This is a genomic window from Thermovibrio ruber, from assembly GCF_055380895.1.
In genome coordinates this window covers 21,858-45,206 of the sequence record NZ_AP042397.1, presented here as the reverse complement: position 1 = coordinate 45,206, position 23,349 = coordinate 21,858, and the positions used below count along the sequence as shown (strand labels likewise).

Here is a 23,349-nt window from a genome sequence, read left to right as displayed (position 1 = left end):
TATTACCAGTTGTAGATAGCAGACATCATGAACCTTTCTCCGTGCTCAACATCCCCCTTGTAGAGGGTCTCTTGGTGGTCCCACTCAGCTCCAAGTGAAACGTTGGGAGCAAGGCTGTAAATCACGTTTCCAAATGCCCTCCAGTTCTTCTCATACGTCCCGACCTTGTCAGCATCGTCGTTGTCTGGGTTGTCCATTCCAGCTCCAAGGTTGACCGTAAACCTTTGATAGGGCTTCACTGTCAGCTGGACAAATCCTCCCCAAGTCTGAAGCTCGTCTACGCTGTTTCCATCTTTATAGTGGGGAGTTGTGAAGACTAAGAAGTCCCTCGTCGTTAACCCTTGGCCAACGTATGCCTCTCCCTTTATTCCCATCGGAACAATCAGGTTAAACGGAACGTTCCACTCAACTGCTGCCAAATAGTCAGATACGTCGTCCTTTACTCCACCTACCTCGTCACTTCCGTGTCTGTAGGCTCCTCCAAGGGCTAAGTAGAGAGGCTTTCCTGTTCCAAAGAGGTCTCCCTTGTAGAAGATTTTTGCTCCTACCCAGGGCATCCTCATCCCTACGTGGTCAGTCGTTGCGGAGCTCTTCCAGGCCGTCCCAAGTATTCCGAATCCGTTGTCAAAGGTCTGTGTTATCGTTATCTGAGGCGTCCTGTCCCACAGGTTACCAGAACCTCCCATACTCAAGAAGTCAAGGGTTGACGCCATCTGTGAAGCTATTGGGATATAGTCTTGTCCTATCCTGATGTTTGTTCCCTCGCCGTTGTTCAAGTTGATGTATGAGAGCCTTATCCTGAAACCTCCGTTGTCCTTTCCGCTTGCACCGAGGCCGTAGAAGTCTCCCTCTATCCTTCCAGTTATCTTCCAGCCGTCTGTTTCAGGACCGTTTATTATGAGGCCTATGCGGGTGTCTTTCACGTTGAAAGTTGACCTATCCTGTCTATCGTCTTTTGGAAGTTTTGTTATGAAAGCGTCTGTTCCCATGTTGTGTGTATCGTAGATTGCGTCCATCTTGATGCGGCCGTAGAGTTTAACGCCACTCTTTAGACCCGTTACTGCCCTTGCTCCAACACCTCTTTGAGCTTCAAGTTCGGTAAGTTTCGCCTGGAGCTTTACCATCTGCTCCTGAAGCTTTTGAATCTGTGCTTTCAGCTGCGAAATTTCATCCTGGCTGTAAGCAGGATGAATAAGGAAAAGTGCCGCCGTTACGGCTAAGAGCTCTTTCCTCATCCTCCATCCTCCTTCTACTTTTTAAGCTGTGTTGCAGTAATTGTAGCAAAATTTTAATATTTCCTTATACAATATATTTAGCATCATCTCTTAATTCTTTGTAAATTTCTTGTTAAAAGGATGTAAAAATGCGGGTTCTCCTAATAGAGGACGACAAAAGCCTTGCAAAAGAGATTGCCGATACCTTTGACCTTCAAGGAATAGATGTTGAAATAGGAACTAGCAGAGACGACATATTTAACAGAAACAATTATTCATTTCTTATCTTTGATTTGACTTTAATAGGAAGTAAAGGGCTGGAAATATGCAAAGAAATCAAAGAGAGAAAAGGCATTCCCATAATTGTTCTAAGTTCTGTGTGTGACGTTAATACAAAGGTTAAGTGGTTTGAAATGGGGGCAGACGACTTTGTGGTTAAACCGTTCAGTACGAGGGAGCTCCTTGCAAGGTGCCTCGCAATAATCAGGCGCTACAGGGAAAAACTCAAGAACGTTTTGGAGTTTGAGGGAATTATTCTGAAGAAGAAAGAGGGAAGGTTAATAGTTGGTGAGAGGAGCGTAAACCTAACGAAAATTGAACTTGAAATCTTAGAGCTCCTCATCAAATACTCAGAAGAAGTCCTACCGAAGGAGTTTCTATTAGAGAAAGTTTGGAAAGGAAAAGGAAACACGAGAACACTTGACGTTTACATCTACCGGCTGAGGAAGAAGTTAGGAGAGAAGGGTAAGCACTTAAAAACCCTAACAAACGTTGGATACATCTTAACCAGGAATATCTAAGCCGGAATCAAAAGTTTTCGGAGCTCCTTTATTTTGTCCCTCAGCTCTGCAGCCCTCTCAAACTCCCAATTCTTTGCAGCCTCTTTCATCTCCCTCTCAAGCCTTGCTATTTCCTCTAAGAGCTCCTCTTCACTCCTCGGAAATCTCTCAATGCCTTTCTTCTTTAACCTCTGGAAGGCCGTTAAACCTGCGTCCTCTAATATAGAGGAGTCAAGCTCCCTCTTTACAGTCTTCGGAGTTATTCCGTGCTTCCTGTTGTATTCCTCCTGAATTCTTCTCCTCCTCTCCGTCTCCTCTATGGCCTTCTTCATTGAGGGGGTAACTCTGTCTGCAAAGAGGATAACTTTTCCGTTAACGTTCCTTGCCGCCCTTCCCATAGTCTGAATAAGGGAAGTGGTAGACCTGAGGAAACCTTCCTTGTCGGCGTCAAGGATTGCAACGAGTGAAACCTCAGGAAGGTCTAAGCCCTCTCTCAACAGGTTAACTCCGACCAGAACGTCAAACTCGCCGCTCCTTAAACCCCTTATGATTTCAACCCTCTCTACCGAATCAACCTCTGAGTGGAGATACTTGGCTTTAATTCCCCTCTCAATCAGGTATTCCGCAAGCTCCTCGGCGCTCCTCTTTGTAAGGGTTGTTATGAGAGCTCTCTCGTTCCTTGAGATAACCTTCCTAATCTCAGAGATGAGGTAGTCAATCTGACCCTCCGTCTGCCTTACCTCAACAACTGGGTCTAAAAGTCCAGTAGGCCTTATTATCTGCTCAACTACCCTCTCTGAAACCGAGAGCTCAAACTCTCCGGGAGTTGCAGAGACGAAGATGGCCTGAGGAACCCTCTCTAAAAACTCCTCAAAGTTTAACGGCCTGTTGTCGTAGGCTGAAGGAAGCCTGAAGCCGTGTTCAATTAGGTTAAACTTCCTCGCCCTGTCTCCTCTCCACATTGCCTTAATCTGGGGAATGGTTACGTGGGACTCGTCAATGATTACCAAGAAGTCATCGGGGAAGTAGTCAAGGAGCGTATATGGAGGTTCTCCTGGCTTCCTTCCGTCTAAGTGGCGGGAGTAGTTCTCTATTCCCTTACAGTGGCCGATTTCAAGGAGGAGCTCCATGTCGTAGCGAGTTCTCTGCTCAAGCCTCCTCGCCTCAAGCTCTTTACCTTCCCTCAAAAAGTAGGCAACCCTCTCCTCAAGCTCCCTCTCTATAGACTCAACGGCCTTTAGAATCTTTGAGTAGGGAGTTGCGTAGTGAGAAGCCGGATAAACGGTGTAGGAATCAAAGCTCTTTAAAACTTTCTGGTTGAAGTAGTCAAGCATAACTATTGAATCAACCTCATCTCCGAAAAGCTCCACCCGAATAAAATGGTCTTCCTGGTCTGCCGGGTAGATGTCAATAACGTCTCCCCGAACCTTAAAGATTCCAGGCTTAACGTCGTATTCGCTCCTTTCGTAGCCTAAGGTTACAAGTTTCCTTATAATCTCGTCCCTCTCAATCTCCTCTCCAACCTCAAACCTCAAAGAGAGTTCCCTGTAGTGTTCCGGAGAACCTAAACCGTAAATACAAGAAACTGAGGCAACGACAATAGTGTCAGGGCGGGTTAAAAGCGAAACCGTTGCAGAGTGGCGCATTCTGTCTATTACAGGGTTGATTGAGCAGTCCTTTTCTATGTAGAGGTCTCTGCTGGGTATGTAGGCTTCCGGCTGGTAGTAGTCGTAGTAGCTTATGAAGTATTCAACGGCGTTGTTCGGGAAAAAGTTCTTTAGCTCGTGGTAGAGCTGGGCAGCAAGAAGCTTGTTGTGGGAAATTACTAAAGTAGGTTTTTGGACTTGCTCTATGACCTTGGCAATCGTGTAAGTCTTACCGCTTCCGGTAATCCCCAGCAGAGTTTGATACTTAAGGCCTCTCTTTATACCATTTGAGAGTTCCCTTATAGCCTTCGGCTGGTCTCCCCGGGGCTGAAACTCTGAAACTACTTTAAACTTTCTCAAGACGCTTACCTCTAAACTTTGTTTGGCAAAGTTATAAGATTAAACTCTGCAGAAAACCCATCAAGGGGAGAGAAATGATAAAGAGAACGCTATTTGCACTCCTTCTAACGGGATCTACAGCCTTAGCGTCAGACATATCCCTCGGAGTTAAGCTCTACAGAGACGGGCTTTACTCCTTGGCTGCCAAAACGTTTAAAGAGAACCTAAACAGTCTAAAAGGTAAAAACTTTAAAAAAGTTTATAGAATTGCATACCTTTCCTTCCTAAAAGCCAAAGACTACAAAGGATTAGAGGAGCTCGTTAATTTCTGGGAGAAGAACTACCTTCAGTTCCACGGGGGAGAGCTCTTAGCCCTCCAAACTCTACTGGCTTTGAAAAAGGGAATTCCCATAGACAAAGCCTTTCCTATACAGGAGCTTAAAGCACTTCCTATAGGTGAGAAAATCGGCTTCTTCTACGCCCTTTCGAAGGGGGAGCTCTCTCCCGAAGACACCTACTACGTGATAAAAACAGCGGCTAAGGACCTTGAGCTGAAAGGGGCGATAAAGGACAGTGGTTTTTTAAAAACGGCACTTGAAAAGGCAACGGAGAAAAACAACTACCAGCTGATAGACCTGATATTTGACACCTACGGCCGCTGGTTCAAAACCCCAGACGAGACCGTTCAGTTCATAAGATACCTTGAGAGGAAAAAGCAGTTTCAGGACGCCGTTGTTGAAGCAGAGAAACTCTACAAAAAACACCCCAACTCAAAGACCAAACTGGAGCTTGCAAAGGCCTACTACTTAGCAGGGCAGTATAAGAAGGCAGCAAAACTCTTAAAAAACCCTCAATCAACAGAGGAGAAATACCTCTTAGCTTGGACTCTCTACAAGTTAGGAAAGCCCCGTGAGATTCCCAAAGTCATCGGTCTTAACGTTTCCAGACCGGAGGAACCGGAAAATCTTAGAGTCTTAGAGGACTTCTACAACGGCAAATTTGACTTTGAAGAGCTTAAGAAACTATACCCAGAGCTCTACGTCAAAGCACTGCTGTTTTCGTTCTCAAGCCAAATTCCGGAAGGTGAAATCGGCTCACCTCACGATCTCGGATACCTCTACTACGAAAGGGGACTATACAACAAGGCTCAGGGTGAGCTTGAGAAGGCCATACAGAACCCGACGGAGAAACTCACAACCGCAAGAACCCTCTACCTGCTGGGAAAGTTGGGAACGCTGAACCTTCAGGTAGGAAACGTCGTTTATAACCAGCTTATGGGTAACTACCAAGACACTCCCTATTACAGGGAATCCCTCATAAACGCCGCAAAGGTCTACCTCTACTCCGGGAACCCTTCACTGGCTCTGAAACTCTTAAAGTTTGCCTACAATCAGGGAAAGAGGACAGAGGAAACGGTAAAACTTATGGGAATTGCCCTCTTTAACATGGAAGACTATAGAAATGCCTCAGAAGTTCTAAAAAAAGTAAACGACGGAGAGGTAAAAACCTTTTTGGCTTTCAGCCTCTACCAGATGGGAGAGAAGAGTAAAAGCTTCAAAGTCCTAAAAAAAGAGCTTAAAGAGGATGGGCTGTTTCCGGAGGTTAACGGAGGAAGAGCCGTCTTCCTTGCAAAAGAGATAGGAAAAACGGAAGAAATCTCTAAGCTTCCACTGAACTCTCCAACAGTTGAAACTATGGCCGCGGTAGTCTCAAAAAACCCGAAATTGGCACATAGAGTTTTCAGCAGAGCTCCCCAGAGGGAAAAGATTGTCCTATCCCTCTTTCTATCACAGTTCTATGAAAATAAAAACCCTCAGAAGGCGATGTTTTACCTTACGGAGCTCTTTAATCTCTCACCAGACGAGGAAACTTCAAAGTTTGCAAAACAGTATATAAACTACTTGGCCTACAAAAGCGGGAAATTTGAGCCTCTGCTCTTTAACGACCCTTACTTCATAGCCTACAACCCGGAAAACACTACTACAGATACCTCAACATTAGTGGCAAAAGCCGAAGACTATCTCTCTCAAGGAGAATTAGGAAAGGCTTACGGCCTCTTAAAGTTAGCCCTCCAGAGGACTACGAACCCGGAGCTTAAAGACAAGGTAGCAGAGAGGTTGGTTGATATTGACCTGAAACTGAAGACCTACTCAAGAGTTCTGAAAGATTCACAGCTTGCAAGTAACGACAGCCTTAAAAACTTCCTCCTCTTTAAAACCTACCTCTCAATGGGAAGGCTGGTTGACGCCTACACAGCAGCCCAGAACGTTAAGGACATAAACAGAATTCCACAGGAAGAGAGAGGATACTTCCTTGCAAAACTTGCCCACTACTACAAGCTGACGGGAGAGAAAGAGAAGGCCTTAGAGCTGACTCAGGAGATAGTTAAAGCCGGGGAGCTCCCCTCGGCAAACTACGACGACCTCGTAAGTTTGGGAATACTGGCTCAGGAGCAGGGGAAACTTGACCTTGCCCAGAAGCTCATAAACGAAGCGATGAAAAAGGCAGAAACAAAGGAACAGAAGGCAGAATCCCTCTTCTGGAAGGCTGCAATAGAGGCACAGAAGGGAGATACAGACAGCGCAATAATAGACTACCTGAAGATTCCCTACGAGCTAAATGTTGAGCCCTGGAGTTCCACGGCCCTATACAGAGCCGCCCAGCTCTTTGAGGAGAAGGGAAACCTGGAACAGGCACTGAAACTCTACAGGAAAGTTGTGAAGCTTAAGAGGGGAACGAAAGAGGGAGAAGTAGCGGCAGAAAAGGTAAAATCTCTCCTGCAAAGATTGAACAGGGAGGAATGATGGCAAAAAAACACCGCTTCCTTAAGCTTCTCGCAGACAGGATTGCAAACAACCTCTTAGAAAATGAGCTCGTGATAGCTGATAACCCAGAGGAGTTCAGAGAAAAGGTTTACCAGATACTAAACGAAGACTACAAGACCGAAAAAGAGCTTGAGGAAGAGGCCGAGAGGATAATTCAGGAAAACAGTGAAGAAGTTCTCTACAGAGGCGTATCTCTACACAAGGCGAGAAAGCTCATAAAGGAAAAGCTTGCCAAAGAGAGAGGAATACCTGTTATAGGGAGTCCCCTTTCAAGGGATAAGGCAAGCTACCTTGCAGGAAAGATCCTAAAACTTATCCTTACAGATGAAAGCTTAGACTATACGGAAGAGAGAGGAGTAATAAGGGGGGCGATAGTTAAATCTTTTGAAGAGATTGCAAAGTTAAGAAGGGAGATTGACGAGAGCATAAGGGAGAAAATCGCTTCCCACTCAAGGCCGATATACGAAGGAACTCCGGAGTGGTATGCTCTTTACAGACGCTACTACAACGAAGAGCTTATAGAGAGAGGACTGGTTGAGCCGGAAGAGGAATCTGAGCTGTAGGCTTTGGCCTCTCCTACTCCTATGGGCTGTCATTATCCCCTGGTTTCTCCACAGCTACTTTGTAGGTGAAAACTCTGTAAGGGAGCTCCAAAAGCTCAAGGACACCGAAAGGAGGCTAAAGAGAGAGGTAAACTACTGGCAGCTTCAGAACGAAGTTCTAAAAGAGAAGCTAACAGCCCTAAAAGAGAACAGCAGCTTTTACTACGAAAAGTTAGGACGCGAGATGCTCGTAAAGGGAAAGAACGGAGAAGAGGTTATCCTGTTTGTTGAGTAAAAAGTTGAAAGAGTTTTTCACCGAAAACGGCGTTTGGCAGGAACCTTTTAAAGACTACCTATTCTTCGGAAAAGTTACAGTAAAAACTGTCCATGAAATCCTCTTCTTAAAGGACTACGAAATTGTCTCAAACTTTTACGTCTTTGGGAAAAAAGTAAAAAATCAGATGGACGCCGAAAGTTCCTTTAAAAAGTTCCTAAAAGACTCTGAAGAGTTCGCAGAAGTTCCATCAGACCACTATCTTTCATCTGTAGCGTTAATTTTAAGTTCAGAAGAGGAGGTAGACGTCTCAAACTTCTTTAAAAAACAGTTTTTGTGGTTTGGAATAAAGGGAAAAGTGGTAAAGTTCGGATGTAACTTGTTAAAGAATGGAGTAAAGTTTCCGGGAAAAGCCCGGAAAGAGATTCCAGAGTTTGTAGAGTTCCTTAAATCTATTCTTAATAGTTAATCTTAAAGCCTCCAGAGAATCAGGTCTTTAAACTTCTCCCTGTCGTAAATTCCCTTAACGTCTAAAACTATCGGTTTTGTTCTGCAGATTGATGAGAAAAACTTTGGCGGGAGCTCCCTAAAACCGTCGTGCTTTACGGCGACGATTACGGCGTCGTAAGGCTTTTCAGATTCAGGGCTTTCAAGGAGCTCTATACCATACTCCCTTTTCACGTCTTCACCGTCTGCAACCGGATCGTAAACGAAAGGCTTTATCCCGAAGGAGGAGAGCTCCTCGTACATGTCAACGACTTTTGAGTTTCTAACGTCCGGAATGTTCTCCTTAAAGGTTATCCCCATAATGAGGACTTTTGAACCGAGTATCTGTTTACCCTCCTTAATCATCAGCTTAACGCAGCTCTCGGCTACAAACTTCCCCATTGAGTCGTTTATCCTTCGGCCGGCAAGTATCACCTCCGGGTGGTAGCCGATTTCTTGGGCTTTAAAGGTTAAATAGTAAGGGTCAACACCTATACAGTGGCCACCGACAAGGCCGGGCTCAAACTTCAGGAAGTTCCACTTTGTTCCAGCTGCTTCAAGAACGTCCCTCGTGTCTATTCCAAGCTTGTGGAATATAAGGGCAAGCTCGTTCATAAGAGCGATGTTTAAGTCCCTCTGGGTATTCTCAATAACTTTTGCGGCCTCGGCTGTCTTTATGTTCGGAGCAACGTGAACCCCGGCAGTTATTACAGAGCCATAGATATTTTTAAGGAGCTCCGCAACCTCAGGCGTATCTCCAGAAACGACCTTTACTATCCTGTCAATGGTGTGCTCTCTGTCTCCGGGATTAACCCTCTCAGGAGAATATCCGACGTAGAAACCCTCTTTCCACTTTAACCCACTCTCAGCCTCAAGGATTGGAACACATATCTCCTCAGTTACCCCGGGGTAGACAGTAGATTCGTAAACGACAACGCTACCTTCCGACAGGTTCCTTCCAACCGTTCGGGTTGCAGCCTTTAAAGGTCTAAGGTCTGGGATTTTGTGTCTGTCTATGGGAGTCGGAACTGTAACGATTAAGAGGCGGCACTCCTTTAACTTTTTCTCGTCGGTTGTGAACTCAACGGTTGTTTTAAGGAGCTCCTCACTCTCCACCTCGTTCGTCCTGTCAATTCCGTTACGGAGCTCCTCAATTCTCCTTTCGTTTATGTCAAAACCGATAACGGAGAACTTCTTCCCCAGTAAAACGGCAAGAGGAAGCCCAACGTATCCCAAACCGACAACTCCTATCCTCTCCTTTCCCGAAACAAAACTTTCAAAAGACGGAACCTTAGCCATTTAGAATCTCCTCGTAGAGTTTTAAAGTCTCCTCTGTTACCCGTTTTATATCAAACTCCTCTGCCGTTTTCCGGGCTTCTCTCTTCATACCGGTATTTTCCAAGTTTTTAACGGCTAAAAACATTCCTTCTAACAAAGAGTCAATACTGTTAGGCTTAACTGCTATTCCGTTCTCCATGTGCCTTAGATAACTCCTGATTCCTCCAACGGAAGAGGCCACAACAACCTTCTCCATTGCCATAGCCTGAAGGAGAGAGCCGGCAATTCCCTCGTTGAGTGAGGGAAAGACGAAAACGTCTGAAGCCTTTAAAATCTGAGGAACATCTCTTCTAAAACCTAAAGGGATAACTCTTTCCTTCAGCCCGTATTTTTCTATAAGAGACTCAGCCTCTTTGGATTCTGTGTCCCTTCCAACCAACAGTAGGTAAACATCTCTCTTTCCAAAACTTTCAAGGAACCTTTTAAAAGCAGGAAGTAAAACATAGTGTCCCTTAACTTCTGAGAAGTTTCCTACGTTTGTAAAGAGGAGAGCTCCTTCCGAAATCCCTAACTCTTTACGAACAGAGCTCTCAACTTCTGGAGAGAACCTATCAAGTTCCACTCCAGACGGTATGTAACGAACCTTCCGACCTACAACGGGAACCTTAGAGAGCTCTTCGTAGATCTTCGGCGAAACTGCAACGATAGAGTCTGTAAAGAAGTTATACTTAGTAAGGAGCGAGACTTTAGAAACCGGATAAGGAACCCTCCGTGTATAGACCAACTTCGGTCTTTTTTTTGCGAAAAAAAGGGAAAACCAGACAAACCAGTGAGCCCTTGAGATGTGAGTATTCACAACATCGTAATCTGAAACGATAGACGAGAGCTCTTTGGCTTCAGCGATATTAAACTTAGATGTGTTAGGAAAATAGCGCACCCCTATACCTAAACTTTTAGCCTTTTTCTCAAGCTCAGTTCCTTTAAAACAGAGAATATCAGTCTTAACTCCGAATTTATTCATATACTTTGCAAGTAAAAGGCACTGCTCCGTTCCACCGCTCCAGCCTTTGGCAGTCGTTACCTGAAGGACTTTCATTTATTTAACCTTAACAATGTAGTTTTTATATGAGATGGCCGCCATTTTATCATTCATAGCTAAATCCTCTCTACTGTAGTAAAGCTCATCAGGAGTTCGGTATCCAAGTGACTGATGCAACCTCTCACTGTTGTAATACTTAGCCCAGTCTCTGCTAATTTTTAGGAGAATTGATAGAAGCTCACACTGATACAGTCTCTAAAGTAAAATTATAGAAATTTCCCGGGAGACAGAGTTGAAAATCCTTGTTATCCAGATTAGACAGCTGGGAGATGTTCTGCTGTCGTCTCCAATGGCTAAAGCTCTAAAGGAACACCTGAAAGGGCCTGAAGTCCACTTCCTCACTTCCTCCGTAGGAAGTGAAATACTCAGAGGAAATCCGTTTATAGATAAAACGCTAACAATTAAAGAGGAAGTAGCTCAAGAGCTCAGAATAACTCTATCGGTTAGAAAAGAACTGTATGACGCAGTTATTGACGTTCAGAGGACAGGTAGGTCTCAGAGGATTACATTCTTCTCGGGAGCTCCCCTCAGAGTGGCCTTTAAAAAGAGCAGAAGAAATTTCTTCTACAACCGGTTAGTTGAATGGGAAAACAGAGGCTACACCACTTGGGAGAGGATTAAACTCTTAGAAGGTATAGGAGTAAAAGCAGAGAACTACAAGGACTATGTTCCTGAATTTTTCAACTATATGGAAGTAAAAAGCTTAAAACTTCCTGAAAGTTACTTTACAGTTGTTCCAACGGCCAGAAAATCGGAGAAAATGTGGCCGGCAGAGAAGTTTTCAGAGCTAATTGGTAAACTCTACAGAAAGCTTAAAATTCCAGCAGTCGTTCTCTACGGACCCGGAGAGAAAGAAGTTGCATTAAAAGTGGCAGAAAATACCAATGGAGAAGTTCTCATCCCAGAAAATCCTCTACCGATAGGAGAGTCTGCAACTGTCATAAAGGGAGCTCTCTTCTTCATCGGCCTAAACTCTTTTGCCTCTCACTTATCTATAGCCTCAGGGACGAAAACAGTCGTTATTGATAAAAAGCACTCAGGCTGGTTCCCACCGTTAAAGACGGTTAAAGAGGTTTATGGAAAAAACAGTTTCCCCGAAGTGGAAGACGTTCTAAAGGCCGTTTTATCACTCACCAACTGAGAACTGAAGGTCAACGAGGCGACGGTAGTCTGGGAGTTTCTCGTAGAGCTCCCCGTGGCTCCCCCTTCCAACCAACTTACCGTCTTTCATAAATAGAATCTCGTCACTGTTCAAAACTGTTGAGAGCCTATGGGCAACAGTTATCAAAATTCTATCTCTAAACCTTTCGTCAATTGCCCTCTGAATGGCCTTTTCCGTTTCAGAATCAAGGGCACTGGTTGCCTCGTCAAGGATTAGAACGTCCGGGTTCTTCAAAACAGCCCTTGCTATGGCTATCCTCTGCCTCTGGCCGCCGGAGAGCTGAACCCCCCCTTCACCTAAAAGAGTATCGTAGCCGTTAGGCAGAGAAACGATGTCGTCGTGAATACAGGCAATCTTCGCAGCCTCAATAATTTCATCCATGGTAGAGTCCGGTTTACCTATGGCGATGTTCTCCCTTAAAGTTCCCCTAAAAAGGATTATTTCTTGAGATACAACCCCTAACCTTTTCCTGTAAGGAAGGAGCTTCAACTCTCTGTAGTCAATACCGTTTACGAAGATGGTTCCACCAGTCGGATCGTAAAACCTCGGAATTAAGTTAACAAACGTCGTTTTACCACTGCCGGACTTCCCAACTACAGCATATTTTCTTCCCCGAACGAACGAACAGCTAATAGAATCAAGGACTTTTTTGTTGGAGCCGAGATAGGAAAAGGAGAGGTTCTCTACCTGGAGCTCCTTTATAGGCTCTTTCAGTTCCAAAGAGCCGTCCTTAATGGAATACTCGTCCGGAAGGTCTAAAATTTTTTTAACCCGCTCTGCAACTGTTATGGACTGCTGAATTCTGTTGTAGTTCTGCCCAAGCTTCCTTATCGGCTCGTAGGCCATTATGAGGGCAATAATGAAAGAAAAGAAAGATCCCGGCGTCGTTTCACCACTTAAAACCCTGCTACCGCCGTAGAAGATGAGAAAGCCTACGAGGAGAGCTCCCGTAATTTCAACAATCGGCGGATATATTCCCTCAACCTTTTTAATCTTCATAAACTCCTTTAAATACCTTAAGTTATCCTCGGCAAAGACCTTTGAAAACCTCTCCTCAAGTCCAAAGAGCTTTATCTCACGAATGTTCTTAACGGCGTCAAAGAGGTGACCTGTGATAACTGCAAGTCTGTCCTGCATTCGGTCCGTGTAGCGCTTAATCCTCTTTCCAATTCTTGAAATAACGTAACCTACGAGAGGAAGCCCCAAAAAGCCGATAAGTGCGAGCCTAAAATCCTGGTAGAAGACGACTCCAATTAAACCTGCTGCCGTTAAAATGTTCCTAACAAACGTTGCAATTTGACGGCTTGTAAAGTCCTGCAGAAGTGAAGTATCGTTAATAACCCTTGAGACAAAAGTTCCCGGCGGCTCTTTCAGAAAGTTCTCCAAAGGAAGAGAGATTATCTTCGTGTAGAGCTCCTCCCTCAAAGAAGCTATAACCCTCTGACCTATGTAAGCCATTGAGTAGTAGTTGATAAAGAACACTATCCCCTTAAAGAGGACTAACAGAACGAGGATAACTGGAACGAGTTTTACCATGTGGGCGTCTTTCTCAACGAAAACCGAGTTAACAACCACCTTAACGAAGTAGGCAAGGTAGGAAGTGAGAGCAGCGTTGAGAATGAGGGTAACAACGGCAACAAAAACTAAGAGCTTTAAAGGTTTTAAATACCTAAAGAGCCAAGAGGGAAAGTTTCTCACGGCCTCTCCTAAAGGGAGTAAAGAAGCGTTCGGGTTTTAAACCAGAACATACTCTTTTTCTCGCTAACTGCAAGCCTCTTAATGCGGCAGGAATCTCCCCTATTCCAGCCTCTTTCTGTAGTAAAGCAGAACTTGTAGCCCACTCTTTTTGCAATTTCTATGAGTTCTTCGTCGTAAATTCCCCAAGGCCAGGCAACTGCGTTGACCTCTTTTCCGAGTTTTTCCTCCAAAATTGATTTAGAGAGGGAGAGCTCCCTCTCGGCCTCTCTCTTATCTGCAAGCAAGATACTGGTTAGCTCAGTTCCCGGACTTACTCTCTCCCTTAAATCAGAGGGTAAAGAGTAAACTCTCCAGTCGTTCGGTGGCCTGTAGGGTTTCCCCTTCCCGACGGCCGCCCTATGGGTTAATGCGTGGGACTGGACAGAAACGAGCCCTTCAGACGAGATTTTGCGGAGCTCTCCCCAAGAGAGAAACGCCGAGTTATCTCCCTCTAAAAAAGATCTATTGAAGGCCTCAGTTGTTGAAACGTTTGAAAACTCCGGAGAAACTCTAACCTTATCGCTCTCTAAAACCCTTTCAGGAGAGACAAAAATAACAGCCGGAACCCCATACTTTTTAAGAACCGGATACGCATAAACGAAGAAATCGTAAAAACCATCGTCAAACGTAAGAAGAGAAGTCAACCTTCCGAATCTATTTAAATCTTTAACAGAAATAGGCCTAAGCTTTTTTACTAAAAACTCTATATGTTTTCCAAATTCTTCAGGATGAACGCCATATTTCGGATGAACTCTATGGTAGAGAAGAACAACTCCCATTAGAAAACCTCTAAAACGTCAAAAATAATTCTTTTAACTACGTTCTGCCAGCGAAATTCTTCAGCTTTCTTTCTCATAAACTCTGTCTTTTTATTTGTAGAATCTAAATCTGAAACTGTAGTTTTCAAAACCTTTTTAAAACTCTCTATACTCTGAGGAACAAAATAGTTAAAGTAATCCTCCGCAACAACCTTAACAGACGGTAAATCGGAAGAGAGAACAGGTCTCCCAAGAGCCATATACTCGTAAACCTTAAGAGGAATCGTCTTCTGCTCTAAAGTAAACGAAGAGACCATAATGTCAACTTCTTTGAGAACTTTAGGAATCTTCTTTTGGGGAACAAACCCTGTAAACTTAACTCTATTAAGAATTCCAACCTTTCCAGCCAGGCGCTTCACCTCTGAAACCTGTCTTTTGTTTCCACCAACGACTAAGAGGTCAAACTCAGGGAGCTCCCTAAGAGCCCTCAAAAGAAACCCCACCCCCTTTTCAGGAAGCATACTTCCCAAGTATCCCAAGAGGTAACGCTCCTTTCTCTCCAACCTCTTAACTGGCTGAAAGAGGTAATCTCCGACAGGATAGTGGTAGTTCCACAGCTTAACGTGGTCAAGTTTTTCCGAGAGCTCCTCGTAAACTTCTGGACAGACAACGTAGTTAAGGTCTGAACTCTCAGCTGCATCAAAAAAAGGTTTCGTTTGATGGTTCTCAAAAACAATTTTCACGTTTGCAAACTTTCTCAGCCATTTAAGCTGTAAAACGTGAGAAGCCTTTGAGAGAAAAATAATGTTAAACGAACTTCTATTTTTTAGAACATCACTCAACAACCTTGAAAAGTTAACAGCACTTGAAATCCCTTTGTGTTTAACCGTCGTAAAAACCCTTAGATTTTCAGAAAAATTTACCCCTAAAAACTCTTCCAGCTCCTTCAAACTCCTCTTAGGCTCAAAGCTCCTCAGATAGATGTAGGAATCAATTCCAAAACAGGCAAGGTAGTTTGACAGTAAAATCTGACTAACAGAGTGGGCGCTCTTATCAAAAGCGGCAATAGGTCCCAGCCTATAGAGCTTGATTCGTCTTAAATCCAAACTTAAATTCTCCCACTATGAAAAAGATAGCACTATTCTACAAAAGTTTTAGTCTATTCGGCGGCCAAGAGAAGTTTGTCTATAACTTTGCCCATTTCCTATCAGAGAGAGGATGGAAAGTTAAGGTAATAACCTCAAAAGTTAAAGAAAAACCCAAAAATAAAAACATAGAAATCCTAAAAGTCCCCATACCGAACCTTGGAAGAGGGCTAAGAAATCTCCTCTTTGCCATAGCATGTGGAAAGATAGGCAGAGAGCTAAAAAGAGAAGGTTATACTCTCTTTGGATTTGGGAAAACTTATTACCAAGACATATACCGTTCAGGAGGTGGAGTTCACAAGTTCTACGTAAACAGAGCCCAGTATAAGTTTGAAAGTAAGCTATTTAGGAAATTTTACACACTGAAGAAAAAAGTTTCAATCTCTTACAACATAACAAACTTTATTGAAAAGCTAACGTTTGAAAGCAGCAATCTCCAAGTGATAGTAGCTCCAACAGAGTTTGTAAAAAAACAGATAGCAGAAAACTTTAATCCAAAGGCCGAGATAAAAGTTGTAAGAAACGGCGTCAATTTGAAGCGGTTCAACCTGGAAAAAAGGAAAAAATCACAAGAGATGTTTAGAAAACAATTAGGAATAGATAAAAACGAACTTGTTATAGGCTACGTCTCCTCAAACTTCCGGCTTAAAGGGTTTCAATATCTGTTAAAAGCCCTCTCTAAATTAAAAGAGGAAGGTTTTTCCTTTAAGCTCCTTGCTGCCGGAGAGGATTCAGAAAAATGGGAAAAGGAAGTAGAACGGCTAAACCTGAAAGAGAACGTCCTTATAATAGGAAGAATAAGGGAAGTTGAGAGAGTCTATTTCTCGTCAGACCTATTTGTATATCCAACCCTTTACGACGCCTCTGCCAACGTTGTTCTTGAAGCTATGGCATCGGGATTACCCGTCCTTGCAAGCAAGTTTTCCGGAACGGGAGAGCTCCTCTCTCCCCAATACGTAATAGAAAAACCTGAAGACCCTAAGAACATATACAATCAGATTAAAACCAAAATACTAAAACACAAGAAGGATTTAGAAGAAGAAGGCTACAGAAATTACAAAACTGTCAGTAACTATCCCCAGGAGGAAGTCTTTAAGAAGTATGAAAGATTACTTAAAGAGATTTCCTGAAATAGTTGTTTATCTATTTCTCTTTTTAATTCCAATTACTCATCCAGCAGTAAGATTATTAGCCAAAATAATTTTCCTAATTTTCATTCTATCTCTTCTACAAAAAAGGGTAAAGTTCCTTAAAGAAGATGCAATTGCTCTCTCATTTCCTATATATCAGCTTCTTCAAAGCTTACTTAAAGGAAAACTTTTAACGTTCTTAGAAATTCCGCAGGGAATAACTCCCGTTTTCTCCTACTCCATTAGATTTCTAAACTTCTCAGAGGAAAAAGGGCTAAAAATTCTACTTTACGGAATATCTATTTCCTCTTTAGGCGTTATCCTACAGAGCCTCTTAGGTGTAAACGACTACAGAGAGTTCCTACAGATAGACAAACTCCACTTAAAGATAATAAGGCCTTGGTACACGTTTTTAGGACATCCCCTTACTGCAGGAGCCTTTACATCTGTCGGCTTTTTTCTATCTGTATTTCTGTACATACTTAAACGGGAAAACAGATACCTCCTGATTGGACTAATAACTCTAAACGGAACTATTTTAACATTTGACAGGAGCTATTGGGTGGGAGTTGTTACAACATCCCTCATTTCAGGTTTACTATACGCAAATGTTAAAAAGGTTCCCCTTAAACGAACACTTCTCTTTGGAATTCCAGTCGTTTTGTTATTTACAGCGACAATAACCGTTCCACAGATTAGGGAGAGGATCATCTCAATAACAGACGTAAAAACTAACGGCAGCAACAGGTATAGGTTAGCAATGTGGAAAGGAGGACTTGAGTTTTACAGGAAAGCTCCTCTTAAAGAAAAACTTTTCGGAACAACGAAGTTTAACTATAAAGAAAGAGTAGGAAAGTTTATTGAAAGGGAAGAAATCGCTTTCAAATTGCCTCCACACATATTTTCTCACCTTCACAACAACTACATAACAGTTTTAGTGTGGTACGGAGCCGTAGGTCTTGCAATTTTTCTCCCATTTTTCCTCTATTTCCTCTACAAAAATTACTTTTTATTTAGAACAACAGGAAGCGAAATCTACCTCGCGTTCTTTTCAGCTTATTTAGTTCTACTGATAGGAGGATTTTTTGAGTATAACTTTGAGGATGAATCCGTTAAATACTTAATTTACAGTTTACTTGCTCTTAATGTTAAGTTCATGAGCAGGAAGAATCAATAATTTTTCTCAACCCTTTCGCGTTTTCATAAGGGTCTCCAGTTTCAAAAACCGCCCTTACTACAGCAATTCCGGAAGGTTTGCAGGAACAGACCTCTTTTATATTTTCAGCAAATATTCCACCTATTGCAACCACCGGGAGCTCCGAAACCTCAACAGCCCTGCAGAGGTTCTCAACACCAGTTACAGGGTCCGGATTTTCCTTTGTAGTTGTAGGGAAAACGGGGCCAAAACCGATGTAGTTGGCAAGTTTTTCTCTGCTTGCCTCTTTAACCTGCTCTAAGTTGTGAGTTGAGAGGCCAACTATGAACTCTTCTCCAACTATCTGGCGAATGGCATCAACAGGAAGGTCTTCCTGACCGACGTGGACGCCATCTGCTCCAACGGCAAGTGCAAGGTCTAAACGGTCGTTAACAATAAAGGGAACTTGATGGAGTTTTGCTGCTTCCCTTACAAGGAGAGCTTCTTCATACATCTCCCGTGAGGTTTTCTTTTTCGCCCTATACTGAACTACTGTAGCTCCCCCTAAAATAGCCCTCTCAACGGCATCAAAAATGTTGAAAACGTTTAGGAACCGTTCATCGGTTATTACGTAGAGGGAAAGGTCTAATGAGGGATTATTCATTATTTCCTCAGAGGAGTTAATGGTAGGGCCGAGGGGTTTCGAACCCCTGACCTCCACCGCGTCAAGGTGGCGCTCTCCCACTGAGCTACGGCCCTACGGGGTATTCAATAATATAGCCTTACTGCTGTGCTACGGCAAGTTCTTTCTCAAGCTGGGCTACAGCCTTTGAAATCCTTGACTGGCGCCTTGCAGCTTCGTTTTTGTGGATTGCGCCCCTTGCAGCAGCCCTCTCAATCCACTTCATTGCAACCTTAAGCTGCTCCTTTGCAAGCTCTAAGTTCTTCTCCTCAACAGCCTGAAGAACTTTTTTAGCCTCTGTCTTCATCCTACGAACGTAATACCTGTTACGCTCCCTTCTCTTTATGTTCTGACGAAGCCTCTTCTTAGCAGACTTTATATTCGGCATTTCGCTTCCTCCGCCTGTGGTTAATTTGCGCTGGTCAAGTTTATAGCAATTGGCTTTAGAAGGCAAGAGAGTAGCTATAATTTACGAAACTCTCTGGAGGATTAAGATGTATGTTGAAGTCGGAAAAGAGGCACCAGATTTCTGCCTGTTAGATGAAAATAGACAAAAGGTCTGTTTAAGCGATTTCAAAGGTAAGTGGGTCGTTCTATATTTCTACCCGAAGGATAATACCCCCGGGTGCACAAAAGAGACGGAGGATTTCTCGGAGCTCCTTCCCAAGTTTGAAAAGCTAGGAGCAGTTGTTTTAGGAGTAAGCCCAGACTCCGTTGAAAGCCACAAGAAGTTTAAGGAGAAGAAGGGACTTAAAGTTAAACTCTTAAGCAACGAGAGTAAAGAAGTGCTTAAAGCTTACGGAGTTTGGCAAAAGAAGAAAATGTATGGAAGGGAATACTATGGCGTCGTCAGGACAACTTACCTTATAGACCCCAAAGGGAAAGTTGCTCACCTTTGGAAAAGGGTTAAGGTAAAAGGCCACGCTGAAGCAGTCTTAAATAAGCTCAAAGAATTGATGGGGGAGAAATGAGAAAAGCGCTACTTGCAGCAGCCCTGTTCCTTATCTCAAGTTCCGGTGCAAACGCCATAACGATTTCGGCAGGGGGAGGTGCCTGGAGGGAAAATCCAGAAGGCTGGATTGAATACAAAAGCGACAAAGTTCACGGAACAGGAGTTAGCACTAAAACCCACGTTGACGTTGATGACGACCTCAACCTTGACACCGAAACGAAAGGCGAAGGTTGGTTCAAGATAGAAGGGATTCCAATTCTTCCTGACATTAAAGTTCAGTACACAGGAATGAAATTCACAGGGAACGGCATCGTTAACACGTCTTTTACGTTCGGTGACATCACAGTTCCAACAAAGTCTTATGTTGACTCAAAACTTAGAGCCAACCAAGTTGACGTTACTCTAACCTACGGAGTCCCATTTTTGGAAACTACCAGTGCTGGAAAATTCAAAGCTAACTGGGGACTTAACTTAAAGGTAATTGACGGTTACGCCAGGGTTAAGTATTACAATCCTGCGACAGGAACTCGTGGAGAGGACAGTAAATCTACAACGATCCCCGTTCCTATGGCTCACCTTGACTTTGAGATAAGACCTGTTGAACTGTTAGGGCTTGAAGCCTCTGGAAACTTTATCGGGTACGGAGGAAGCAAGTTCTACGAATATACGCTTGAGGGTAAGGTTCACCCTATAAAACACCTGTTCGTAGGGGTTGGATACAGGTATCAGAGGCTTAAAATTGACGACATCAGCGATGTTTCATCAGACCTTAAGGTTAAGGGTCTGTTCGGAGAGGCAGGCTTTAGGTTTTAGAGGTAAAAATGAACAGGAAAGTTAGAGAGTTAAAGGCCTACCCTATGGATAGACTCAACAAGGCAAAGGAGGAGCTCCGTAAGAAGGGAGTAAAGATCTACGACTTTGGAACCGGAGACCCGAAAGAGCCGACAGATGAGAGAATAAGGAGAGCTCTCATAGAGGCCGTTCCGAAAGTAAGCCAGTATCCGACGGTTAAGGGGCGGCCGGAGCTCCGTCGGGCAGTAGCAAGCTGGTTTGAGAAAAGGTTCGGAGTTCCTTTAGACCCTGAAAAAGAGGTAATCCCAACTGCAGGCTCAAAAGAGGCAATATTCCACTTCCCTTTAGTGTTTATTGATACCGATTCAGACAAGAGGAAGGTTATTTTCGGAACCCCTGCATACCCGGTCTACGAAAGGGGAACTCTCTTTGCAGGGGGGGAGACGTACCCAGTAGAGCTTAAATACGAAGACAAGTTCCTCTTAAGGCTTGACAGGGTTCCAAAGTCTGTTTTAGAGGAGACTGCAATCGTCTGGATAAACTACCCCCACAACCCGACGGGAGCCGTTGCCCCGCTCTCATACCTTGAAGAGGTTTACGGTATCTGCCGCGAGAACGGAATTATTCTCTGTTCAGACGAATGCTACACGGAAATTTACTTCAATGAACCTCCCCACTCTGCATTAGAGGTTGGGAAAGAGGGAGTTGTTGTCTTCCACTCCCTCTCAAAGAGAAGCGGAATGACAGGTTACAGGTCAGGGTTCGTTGCCGGAGACGAGAAGATAGTTCAAGAATATCTGAAATACCGCTCCTCCTTTGGAGTTGCATCTCAGGACTTCGTCCAGAGAGCTGCAGAGGTTGCCTGGAGTGACGAGAAACACGTTGAGAAGAGGAGAGGGATATTCAAAAAGAAGGCTGAAATATTTGACAGGTTCTTCAGGGAAGTCGGGCTTGAGTTCCTGCCCGTTGAGGCAACTTTCTACTTTTGGGTAAAGCTTCCGGAAGGGGTAAGCGGTGAGGAATATGCCCTTTACCTCTTAAACTACGGAATAGTCATCTCTCCCGGTGAGTTCTTCGGAAAGGGGGGAGAGGGCTTCTTTAGAATTGCCTTAGTTCCAACTCAAGAGGAATGCAGTGAAGCAGTAGAGGTTTGGAGAAAAGCCCACAGAGAATTTATGGAGAAGTTGAGTTGAAAATAAGGGAGAACAAAAAGGGACTGATAGCTGATATAAACCTATCTCCGATTTTAGACCTTTCCTTAATGCTCGTTATCTTCCTTGCAGTTACAACTGAGTTTATATCCGGAGGGGAGATAAAAGTTCAAGTTCCGAAAGGGGGAGCTCCAACAACCCAGTCTGTAGAGCCAGTAAAGATAATCGTAGACAAGTGGGGAAGAATCTACTACAGGGGAAAAATCTACAAAGATCCCCTAAAGCTTTCACAGGAAATTCCAAAAAACGGAAAGGTTTTTATAAAGGCAGACAAGGAGACCCCCTACAAGTTCGTCTTTACACTCCTTGATACCCTCAGACAGCAGGGAATTACAAAAGTCTCTTTAGTGGGGCAGAGGGTTGAGTGATTGTCAGTTCCTCTCAAAAAGCGAGGAAGAGACCAAGAATTTAGGAAAGTTGATAGCAAGGTCTGTCTCTCCCGGAACGCTAATTATTCTGAAAGGAAATTTAGGCTGCGGTAAAACAGCTCTAACGAGGGGAATAGCAAAGGGGCTTGGAATCCCTGAGGATGAGATATCCTCTCCCTCTTTTAACGTCGTTCACGAGTACGAAAACTTTGTCCACGCCGACCTTTACAGGATTAACTCACTTGAGGATTTGGAGGACTTAGGGCTATACGAAGCCTTGGAAGACGACAGGATAAAGGTGGTTGAGTGGGGAGAGGAACTCCTTTCAGAGTTTCCAAATGCCGTAGTCGTTGAGTGTAGAGAGGAGGAAGGAGGCAGATTCTTTAAGATTTACGATCCGACAGGTAAAATCTGCGAAAAACTTAACCAGATATCGGAGGAGTGATGTCAAGAATAGTTGACGTAAGGGCAAGGGAAATACTTGACTCAAGGGGAAACCCGACGGTTGAGGTAGAGGTAACTCTTGAGAGCGGAGTCTCTGCAAGGGCTGCAGTTCCAAGCGGAGCTTCAACGGGAGAGAAAGAGGCATTGGAGCTCCGTGATAAAGACCCAAAACGCTACATGGGAAAGGGAGTTTTAAAGGCGGTAAAGAACGTCAACGAGGTAATTGCACCGGCTCTCATCGGAGTTGAGTCAACAGACCAGGTAAACGTTGACAGGCTTATGATTGAGCTTGACGGAACTCCAAACAAAGGAAACCTCGGGGCTAACGCAATTTTGGGAGTTTCAATGGCAGTCTGCAGGGCTTCAGCAGAGGAGCTCGGACTTCCACTCTTTAGGTATATCGGTGGAACAAACGCAAAAGAGCTCCCCGTTCCAATGATGAACATCCTCAACGGAGGAGTCCACGCAGACAACAACGTTGACCTTCAGGAGTTTATGATAATGCCCGTAGGGGGTGAAACATACTCAGAAGCCCTAAGGATTGGAGTTGAGGTTTACCACACACTCAAGAAAGTTTTAAAGAGGATGGGACACTCAACAAACGTCGGAGACGAAGGAGGATTTGCTCCAAACCTCTCCTCAAACGAGGAGGCAATTCAGGTAATAATGAACGCAATTGAGGAAGCAGGATATACTCCGGGAGAGGATGTAGTCTTGGCCTTAGATGCAGCATCAAGCGAGTTCTACAAAGGAGACGGAGTTTACGAGCTTGCCGGAGAGGGTAAGAGTCTTAACAGGGAAGAGCTCGTTGACTTCTACAGGAAGCTGGTTGAGAAGTACCCGATAATCTCAATTGAGGATGGAATGGCAGAGGACGACTACGAGGGATGGAAGCTCCTTACTGCAGCCCTTGGAGACAAGGTTCAGTTAGTAGGAGACGACGTCTTCTGCACAAACACGGAGCTCCTCAGAATCGGAATTAAGGAAGGATTTGCAAACTCAATTCTAATTAAGCTCAACCAGATTGGAACGGTAACTGAAACTTTAGAGACAATTGAAATGGCAAAGAGAGCAAGCTACACGACCGTTATCTCCCACAGGTCTGGAGAGACTGAGGACCCCTTCATTGCAGACCTTGCAGTTGCAGTAAACAGCGGTCAGATAAAGACCGGAGCTCCCGCAAGGAGCGAGAGGAACGCAAAGTATAACCAGCTCTTAAGGATTGAGGAGCTCCTTAACGGCGCTGCCGTCTTTAAAGGAATGGACGTCTTCTACAACTTAGAGTTTTAACCTTTGGGGGCTTTGCCCCCTTTTCTCTTCTCTCCTAAATTTCCCCCTCAAACTTTTAAGG

At 44.1% G+C, this 23,349-nt stretch carries 24 protein-coding genes and 1 tRNA gene; 14 read left to right on the top strand and 11 right to left on the bottom strand.

Annotation, left to right across the window (positions count from 1 at the left end):
* Nucleotides 1-2: 2 nt before the first annotated feature.
* Nucleotides 3-1,235, bottom strand: a complete 1,233-nt coding sequence (locus ACZ424_RS00245) for a DcaP family trimeric outer membrane transporter (RefSeq protein ID WP_464904511.1) — start codon at nucleotides 1,233-1,235, stop codon at nucleotides 3-5.
* Nucleotides 1,236-1,363: 128 nt separating this feature from the next.
* On the opposite strand from ACZ424_RS00245, the gene ACZ424_RS00240 reads away from it, so the two are divergent.
* Complete coding sequence (locus tag ACZ424_RS00240) at nucleotides 1,364-2,014, top strand: response regulator transcription factor (RefSeq protein WP_464904510.1); 651 nt, start codon at nucleotides 1,364-1,366, stop codon at nucleotides 2,012-2,014.
* On the opposite strand, the gene uvrB is transcribed toward ACZ424_RS00240, so the two are convergent.
* Nucleotides 2,011-3,999: an excinuclease ABC subunit UvrB gene (uvrB, locus tag ACZ424_RS00235; protein WP_464904509.1), complete on the bottom strand. Its 1,989-nt coding sequence runs from the start codon at nucleotides 3,997-3,999 to the stop codon at nucleotides 2,011-2,013. The genes ACZ424_RS00240 and uvrB overlap by 4 nt on opposite strands.
* A 74-nt stretch (nucleotides 4,000-4,073) precedes the next feature.
* Between uvrB and ACZ424_RS00230 the strand changes: the two genes are divergently transcribed.
* Genes ACZ424_RS00230 through ACZ424_RS00215 form a run of 4 tightly spaced genes read left to right on the top strand, consistent with a single transcriptional unit; the run spans nucleotide 4,074 to nucleotide 8,088 of the window.
* Nucleotides 4,074-6,782: a CDC27 family protein gene (locus ACZ424_RS00230; RefSeq protein ID WP_464904508.1), complete on the top strand. Its 2,709-nt coding sequence runs from the start codon at nucleotides 4,074-4,076 to the stop codon at nucleotides 6,780-6,782.
* A complete protein-coding gene (locus ACZ424_RS00225; RefSeq protein WP_464904507.1) occupies nucleotides 6,782-7,366 on the top strand; it encodes a DUF507 family protein in 585 nt (194 codons plus the stop codon). Before ACZ424_RS00230 ends, ACZ424_RS00225 begins: the two co-directional genes overlap by 1 nt.
* On the top strand, nucleotides 7,338-7,640 hold the full coding sequence (locus ACZ424_RS00220; protein WP_464904506.1) for an FtsB family cell division protein: 303 nt from the start codon (nucleotides 7,338-7,340) through the stop codon (nucleotides 7,638-7,640). The genes ACZ424_RS00225 and ACZ424_RS00220 overlap by 29 nt, the downstream gene beginning before the upstream one ends.
* Nucleotides 7,641-7,644: 4 nt before the next feature.
* A complete protein-coding gene (locus ACZ424_RS00215; protein ID WP_464904505.1) occupies nucleotides 7,645-8,088 on the top strand; it encodes a hypothetical protein in 444 nt (147 codons plus the stop codon).
* Between the two features lie 2 nt (nucleotides 8,089-8,090).
* Here the strand turns inward: ACZ424_RS00215 and ACZ424_RS00210 are convergent, their stop codons facing one another.
* From ACZ424_RS00210 to ACZ424_RS00200, 3 genes are read right to left on the bottom strand one after another with little or no spacing between them, the layout of a single operon-like run.
* A complete protein-coding gene (locus ACZ424_RS00210; RefSeq protein WP_464904504.1) occupies nucleotides 8,091-9,404 on the bottom strand; it encodes a nucleotide sugar dehydrogenase in 1,314 nt (437 codons plus the stop codon).
* A complete protein-coding gene (locus ACZ424_RS00205) occupies nucleotides 9,397-10,479 on the bottom strand; it encodes a glycosyltransferase family 4 protein (protein ID WP_464904503.1) in 1,083 nt (360 codons plus the stop codon). Before ACZ424_RS00205 ends, ACZ424_RS00210 begins: the two co-directional genes overlap by 8 nt.
* A complete protein-coding gene (locus ACZ424_RS00200) occupies nucleotides 10,480-10,638 on the bottom strand; it encodes an integrase core domain-containing protein (protein WP_464905228.1) in 159 nt (52 codons plus the stop codon).
* 76 nt (nucleotides 10,639-10,714) lie between these two features.
* Between ACZ424_RS00200 and ACZ424_RS00195 the strand changes: the two genes are divergently transcribed.
* Nucleotides 10,715-11,623 (top strand): glycosyltransferase family 9 protein, encoded by a 909-nt coding sequence (locus tag ACZ424_RS00195; RefSeq protein ID WP_464904502.1) that lies wholly within the window; start codon nucleotides 10,715-10,717, stop codon nucleotides 11,621-11,623.
* Here the strand turns inward: ACZ424_RS00195 and ACZ424_RS00190 are convergent.
* The 3 genes from ACZ424_RS00190 to ACZ424_RS00180 are packed head-to-tail and all read right to left on the bottom strand — an operon-like array spanning nucleotide 11,609 to nucleotide 15,245.
* Complete coding sequence (locus ACZ424_RS00190; protein WP_464904501.1) at nucleotides 11,609-13,342, bottom strand: ABC transporter ATP-binding protein; 1,734 nt, start codon at nucleotides 13,340-13,342, stop codon at nucleotides 11,609-11,611. The two genes, ACZ424_RS00195 and ACZ424_RS00190, sit on opposite strands and share 15 nt — an antisense overlap.
* 8 nt (nucleotides 13,343-13,350) lie before the next feature.
* On the bottom strand, nucleotides 13,351-14,160 hold the full coding sequence (locus tag ACZ424_RS00185) for a polysaccharide deacetylase family protein (protein WP_464904500.1): 810 nt from the start codon (nucleotides 14,158-14,160) through the stop codon (nucleotides 13,351-13,353).
* Nucleotides 14,160-15,245, bottom strand: a complete 1,086-nt coding sequence (locus ACZ424_RS00180) for a glycosyltransferase family 4 protein (protein ID WP_464904499.1) — start codon at nucleotides 15,243-15,245, stop codon at nucleotides 14,160-14,162. Before ACZ424_RS00180 ends, ACZ424_RS00185 begins: the two co-directional genes overlap by 1 nt.
* A gap of 17 nt (nucleotides 15,246-15,262) precedes the next feature.
* Between ACZ424_RS00180 and ACZ424_RS00175 the strand changes: the two genes are divergently transcribed.
* Together ACZ424_RS00175 and ACZ424_RS00170 are read left to right on the top strand one after the other, a co-directional pair.
* Nucleotides 15,263-16,414, top strand: a complete 1,152-nt coding sequence (locus ACZ424_RS00175) for a glycosyltransferase family 4 protein (protein WP_464904498.1) — start codon at nucleotides 15,263-15,265, stop codon at nucleotides 16,412-16,414.
* Nucleotides 16,386-17,591 carry an O-antigen ligase family protein gene (locus tag ACZ424_RS00170; protein WP_464904497.1) on the top strand — a complete coding sequence of 402 codons (1,206 nt, stop codon included), beginning with the start codon at nucleotides 16,386-16,388 and terminating at the stop codon, nucleotides 17,589-17,591. Before ACZ424_RS00175 ends, ACZ424_RS00170 begins: the two co-directional genes overlap by 29 nt.
* Here the strand turns inward: ACZ424_RS00170 and thiE are convergent.
* From thiE to rpsT, 3 genes are all read right to left on the bottom strand, one after another.
* Complete coding sequence (gene thiE, locus ACZ424_RS00165) at nucleotides 17,569-18,213, bottom strand: thiamine phosphate synthase (RefSeq protein WP_464904496.1); 645 nt, start codon at nucleotides 18,211-18,213, stop codon at nucleotides 17,569-17,571. The two genes, ACZ424_RS00170 and thiE, sit on opposite strands and share 23 nt — an antisense overlap.
* A gap of 20 nt (nucleotides 18,214-18,233) precedes the next feature.
* A tRNA-Val gene (locus tag ACZ424_RS00160) sits at nucleotides 18,234-18,308 on the bottom strand.
* A 23-nt stretch (nucleotides 18,309-18,331) separates the two neighbouring features.
* Nucleotides 18,332-18,619: a 30S ribosomal protein S20 gene (rpsT, locus tag ACZ424_RS00155; protein WP_464904495.1), complete on the bottom strand. Its 288-nt coding sequence runs from the start codon at nucleotides 18,617-18,619 to the stop codon at nucleotides 18,332-18,334.
* 106 nt (nucleotides 18,620-18,725) lie between these two features.
* On the opposite strand from rpsT, the gene bcp reads away from it, so the two are divergent.
* From bcp to eno, 6 genes are read left to right on the top strand one after another with little or no spacing between them, the layout of a single operon-like run.
* Entirely contained in the window at nucleotides 18,726-19,202 is a 477-nt protein-coding gene (gene bcp, locus ACZ424_RS00150; RefSeq protein ID WP_464904494.1) for a thioredoxin-dependent thiol peroxidase, read from the top strand.
* The gene (locus ACZ424_RS00145; protein ID WP_464904493.1) at nucleotides 19,199-19,996 is read left to right on the top strand and encodes a TIGR04219 family outer membrane beta-barrel protein; all 798 of its coding nucleotides are present in this window, start codon (nucleotides 19,199-19,201) and stop codon (nucleotides 19,994-19,996) included. Before bcp ends, ACZ424_RS00145 begins: the two co-directional genes overlap by 4 nt.
* 8 nt (nucleotides 19,997-20,004) lie before the next feature.
* On the top strand, nucleotides 20,005-21,168 hold the full coding sequence (dapC, locus tag ACZ424_RS00140) for a succinyldiaminopimelate transaminase (RefSeq protein WP_464904492.1): 1,164 nt from the start codon (nucleotides 20,005-20,007) through the stop codon (nucleotides 21,166-21,168).
* Entirely contained in the window at nucleotides 21,165-21,554 is a 390-nt protein-coding gene (locus ACZ424_RS00135; RefSeq protein ID WP_464904491.1) for an ExbD/TolR family protein, read from the top strand. Before dapC ends, ACZ424_RS00135 begins: the two co-directional genes overlap by 4 nt.
* On the top strand, nucleotides 21,547-21,999 hold the full coding sequence (gene tsaE, locus ACZ424_RS00130; RefSeq protein ID WP_464904490.1) for a tRNA (adenosine(37)-N6)-threonylcarbamoyltransferase complex ATPase subunit type 1 TsaE: 453 nt from the start codon (nucleotides 21,547-21,549) through the stop codon (nucleotides 21,997-21,999). Before ACZ424_RS00135 ends, tsaE begins: the two co-directional genes overlap by 8 nt.
* Nucleotides 21,999-23,288, top strand: a complete 1,290-nt coding sequence (gene eno, locus ACZ424_RS00125) for a phosphopyruvate hydratase (RefSeq protein WP_464904489.1) — start codon at nucleotides 21,999-22,001, stop codon at nucleotides 23,286-23,288. The genes tsaE and eno overlap by 1 nt, the downstream gene beginning before the upstream one ends.
* The last annotated feature ends 61 nt before the right edge of the window (nucleotides 23,289-23,349 follow it).